This window comes from Micromonospora sp. 4G55, assembly GCF_016803375.1.
This window is the reverse complement of record NZ_JAEVHN010000521.1, coordinates 1-4,386: the sequence shown is the minus strand read 5'-3', so window position 1 is coordinate 4,386 and position 4,386 is coordinate 1. Positions and strand designations below refer to the sequence as shown.

Sequence of the window (4,386 nt, the reverse complement as noted above, 5' to 3'; positions counted from 1 at the left end):
GCGCCACCAGCACCACCGGCGGCAGGCCGCCGCCCGGCGGCGGGCCGGGCCGGATCCCCCGCGCCGGCCCCGAATGGCCGTCGACCGGCACGGCCGGTCCGCCGCCCCCGACGCGGTCTCCCCCGCGCCGGGAACCGGTCCGGTCAGACGTGCAGGCCGCACTCGGTCTTCTCGAACATGGCCCAGCGGCCGGCCCGCGGGTCCTCGCCCGCCTTGGTGCGTCGGGTGCACGGCCAGCAGCCGATCGAGCCGTAGCCGCGGCTGAACAGCTCGTTGACCGGGATGTCGTACCGGGAGATGTAGGAGTCCACGTCGGCCTGGGTCCAGGCCGCGATCGGGTTGACCTTCACCTTGCCGCGCCGGGCGTCGAAGGTCACCACCGGCGTGTTCGCCCGGGTGGGCGACTCGTCCCGACGCAGCCCGGCGGCCCAGGCGTCGTACCCGGCCAGGGCCCGCTCCAGCGGCTCCACCTTGCGCAGCTGGCAGCAGTCGTCGGGCGAGCGGTTGAACAGCCGGGGGCCGTACTCGCCGTCCTGCTGGCCCACGGTGAGCCGGGGGCGGATCGAGCGGACGTTGACCGGCAGCCGGCGGGCCACCTCGTCGCGCACCTTCAGCGTCTCCGGGAAGTGCAGCCCGGTGTCGAGGAAGACCACGTCCACCCCGGGGGCGACCCGGGACACCAGGTGCGCCAGCACCGCGTCGGCCATCGAGCTGGTCACGCAGAACCGGTCGCCGAAGGTCTCGGCCGCCCAGCGGGCGATCTCCAGCGCCGGAGCGCCCTCCAGCTCCCGGCCGGCCCGCTCGGCCAGCGCGCGGAGCTCCTCCGGGTCACGCCGGGCCGGTTCGGCCGGCTTCGGGCCGCCGACGCCGACCAGGCCCAGGTTCGCGGCGGACACCAGGTTCATCGGGCCACCACCTTGGCGAGCAGGCCGGTGAACCGCACCGTGAAGACGCGGGCGCAGGCGTGGCACTCCCAGGCGCCGTGCCCAGCCTCGTTCGGCCGCAGGTCCTCCTCGCCGCAGTACGGGCAGTACAGCGGCGCGGAACGGGTTTCGCTACTCATCGAAGCTCCTCCTCGTCGACCCTGATCACCCAGTTGGCGAACGTCTCGCCCTCGCTCCGGCCGGCCAGGTAGCGGCGGGCCAGTCGTTCCACGTACTCCGGAAGCTCCTCGGCGGTGGTCTTCAGGCCGCGCAGCTTGCGTCCGAAGCCGGCGGTCTGCCCCTGGGCCATGCCCAGCCCGCCGCCGAGGTGCACCTGGAAGCCCTCCACCTGCCGGCCGTCCGGGCCGACCACCAGCTGCCCCTTGAGGCCGATGTCGGCGACCTGGGTGCGGGCGCAGGCGTTCGGGCAGCCGTTGAGGTGGATGGAGATGTCCGCGTCGAAGTCGCGCAGCCGCTCCTCCAGCCGGGCCACCAGCTCCTCGCCGCGTCGCTTGGTCTCGACGATGGCCAGCTTGCAGAACTCGATGCCGGTGCAGGCCATGGTGCCGCGCCGCCAGGCCGACGGCCGGGCCTCCAGGCCGATCCCGCGCAGCGCGTCGACCAGGGACTCCGTCCGCTCCGGCGGCACGTCGAGCACCAGCAGCTTCTGGTACGGGGTGAGCCGTACCCGGTCGCTGCCGTGCGCCTCGACCGTGTCGGCCAGCTGGGCGAGCTGGTTGCCGGAGACCCGTCCGACCACCGGGGCGGCCCCGACGTAGTTGCGCCCGTCGCGCTGGCGGTGCACGCCGATGTGGTCGACCGGCTTGTCGGGCAGCTGCGGGGCCGGGCCGTCGAGCAGGGTCCGGCCCAGGTACTCCTTCTCCAGCACCTCGCGGAACTTCTCCAGGCCCCAGTCCGCGACCAGGAACTTCAGTCGAGCCCGGTTGCGCAGCCGGCGGTACCCGTAGTCGCGGAAGATGCCGACCACGCCGGCCCACACGTCCGGCACCTCGTTCAGCGGCACCCAGACGCCGAGCCGCTTGGCCAGCATCGGGTTGGTGGAGAGGCCGCCGCCGACCCAGACGTCGAAGCCGGGGCCGTGCTCCGGGTGGTCGACTCCGAGGAAGGCGACGTCGTTCGCCTCGTACGGGGTGTCGACCAGCCAGGAGATCGTCGTCTTGAACTTGCGCGGCAGGTTCGAGTAGGCCTTGTCGCCGACGTACCGGCGGACGATCTCGTCGATCGCCGGGGTCGGGTCGAGCACCTCGTCGCGGGCCACCCCGGCGACCGGGCTGCCGAGCACGATGCGCGGGCAGTCGCCGCACGCCTCGGTGGTCTGCAGGCCGACCGACTCCAGCCGGCGCCAGATCTCCGGCATGTCCTCGACCCGGATCCAGTGGTACTGGATGTTCTGCCGGTCGGTGATGTCGGCGGTGTCCCGGGCGAACTCGCGGGAGATGTCGGCGATCACCCGGAGCTGGGCCAGGTTGAGCTGGCCGCCGTCGACCCGCACCCGGAGCATGAAGAACTCGTCCTCCAGCTCGTGCGGCTCCAGCACGGCGGTACGCCCGCCGTCGATGCCCGCCTTGCGCTGCGTGTAGAGGCCCCACCAGCGGAACCGGCCACGCAGGTCCTGCGGGTCGATGGCGGCGAAGCCGCGGTGGGCGTAGATGTTCTCGATCCGGGCCCGGACGTTCAGCGGGTCGTCGTCCTTCTTGATCCGCTCGTTGGCGTTGAGCGGCTCGCGGTGGCCGAGCGCCCACTGCCCCTCACCGCGCGGACGACGGGCTGCCCGGGCGGCGGGCGCCGCCGGGGTCTCCGGGCGGGCCGGGGTGCTACTGACCGCCATCGCGGCGTCCTCCGTTGTCTGCTGTGCCTCGGTGGGGTACGCGGGCGCGGCGGCCGACCCGTGGGACGGGCCGAGGACAACGGTGTCGGAACGGCCGGCGCGCAGTACGCGCCCGAGACGGATGGGTCGGGCGTCGTCAGTGGGCCGGACAGATCGCGCTGCGCACGCGGCCGTAGTCGACGTGGCGACGGGCCACGAAGCGGCGGACGACAGCGGCGGTCATGGGGCCATGCTGCCACACCCCCGGGGGGCCGGCCAACGAGCGCGTGCGCCATCCCACATCACGGGCCGCGCCGTCGCCGTCACCGTCTACCGCGCTGCGACCGCCTCCGCCGGCCCTTCGACCGCCGCGAATGGGTTGCCCGGGCAGGGCCGGCAGCTGCCCGGTGTTGCCTCACGCCCGGTGCTTCCTCACGCCCAACGGTCTCTTCAAGGCCCGGTGGTTCTCAGGCTCGGTGGTCCTCAGGCCTGGTTCTTCAAGGCCGGGTGGTTCTTCGTGCCCCGGTGGTTCTTGTGCCCGATGGTTCTTCGGGCACTGGTGGTCTGCACGCGCCCGTTGGTCGAAACCGCCTCCCGCACTCCCCGGGGACCCACGGTCGGCTCGGACCCCTGCCACCACCTGCCCTGTGCCGGCCCTTTCGAGCTGATGTCGTGAACGAATCAACGGCCGCCGGCCGGGTCCCTGCGGTCACGTCATCGCACCGGCCGAGCGGGGGCCGGTCGGGGCGGAGGGAGAGCGGCGCAGGCTGTTCGCCGCACTGGTGAATCGTCTACGACATCAGCTCGAAAGGGCCCGCACGAGGCATCCAGCCACGCTTCGCAGGGCCAGCGCCGGGCGCCGGGCGCCGGGCGTCGGGCGTCGGGCGTCGGGCGTCGGGCGTCGGGCCGAGCTTCCCAGGGCCAGCGCCGTGCGTGCGGCCAAAGTCCCCAAGGCCAGCACCAGGCGTCCGGTAGAGCTGCGGGGACAGGTAAAGCCCTGGCCGTGTTCGTGGGGATGGGCAGCGCGGCGGCCGGCGCGGCTGTGGCAGCACGGCGGCCGGGGCCGCTGTGGCAGCGTGGCCCGGCGCGGTGTGGGACGCTCGGCCCGTGGGCAGTATGTCCGGAAAGCGGCATGCGGTGGAGGGGTGGGCGCGGCTCGTCTGGGTGCCGCCGCTGCTGGCCACGCTGACCGTCGGGCTCTACGGCATCGGCCACGCCCAGCCCTGGCGGGACGAGCTGGCCACCTGGAGTGCCGCCACCCGCCCGCTGGGCGACCTGCTCCGGCTCACCGGCACCGTGGACGCCGCCACCGGGCCGTACTACCTGCTCATGCACGGTTGGGTCCGGCTCTTCGGGGACACGGCGACGGCGCTGCGGCTGCCCTCGGCGCTGGCCATGGCCGGGGCGGCCGGGCTCACCGCCGTACTCGGCAGGTGGCTGCTGGGGACGCGGGTCGGCCTGCTCGCCGGCCTGCTCTTCGCGGTCCTCCCCGGCACCTCCCGGTACGCCCAGGAGGCCCGCCCCTACGCGTTGGCCAGCCTCTTCGCGGTGCTGGCCACCCTGCTGCTCGTCGCGGCGCTGCGCCGGCCCACGTGGACCCGCTGGGCCTGGTACGCGGCGCCGTCGCCGCCGCTC

Annotated in this window: 4 protein-coding genes; 1 reads left to right on the top strand and 3 read right to left on the bottom strand. The window is 73.9% G+C overall.

Going from position 1 to position 4,386, the window contains the following annotated elements:
• Window positions 1–143: 143 nt before the first annotated feature.
• Genes JNW89_RS28890 through JNW89_RS28880 form a run of 3 tightly spaced genes read right to left on the bottom strand, consistent with a single transcriptional unit; the run spans window position 144 to window position 2,772 of the window.
• On the bottom strand, window positions 144–905 hold the full coding sequence (locus JNW89_RS28890) for a phosphoadenylyl-sulfate reductase (RefSeq protein ID WP_238451503.1): 762 nt from the start codon (window positions 903–905) through the stop codon (window positions 144–146).
• A complete protein-coding gene (locus tag JNW89_RS28885) occupies window positions 902–1,063 on the bottom strand; it encodes a hypothetical protein (protein ID WP_170285433.1) in 162 nt (53 codons plus the stop codon). The genes JNW89_RS28890 and JNW89_RS28885 overlap by 4 nt, the downstream gene beginning before the upstream one ends.
• The gene (locus JNW89_RS28880; protein WP_238451502.1) at window positions 1,060–2,772 is read right to left on the bottom strand and encodes a nitrite/sulfite reductase; all 1,713 of its coding nucleotides are present in this window, start codon (window positions 2,770–2,772) and stop codon (window positions 1,060–1,062) included. Before JNW89_RS28880 ends, JNW89_RS28885 begins: the two co-directional genes overlap by 4 nt.
• Window positions 2,773–3,858: 1,086 nt before the next feature.
• On the opposite strand from JNW89_RS28880, the gene JNW89_RS28875 reads away from it, so the two are divergent.
• Window positions 3,859–4,386: glycosyltransferase family 39 protein (locus tag JNW89_RS28875; protein WP_375155160.1), on the top strand; the 528-nt coding region annotated here is incomplete at its 3' end.

Excerpts from the sequence above, each read along its gene's own strand:
- JNW89_RS28885 (WP_170285433.1), bottom strand. The coding sequence starts at position 1,063 with ATGAGTAGCGAAACCCGTTCCGCGCCGCTGTACTGCCCGTACTGCGGC.
- JNW89_RS28890 (WP_238451503.1), bottom strand. The coding sequence starts at position 905 with ATGAACCTGGTGTCCGCCGCGAACCTGGGCCTGGTCGGCGTCGGCGGC.
- JNW89_RS28880 (WP_238451502.1), bottom strand. The coding sequence starts at position 2,772 with ATGGCGGTCAGTAGCACCCCGGCCCGCCCGGAGACCCCGGCGGCGCCC.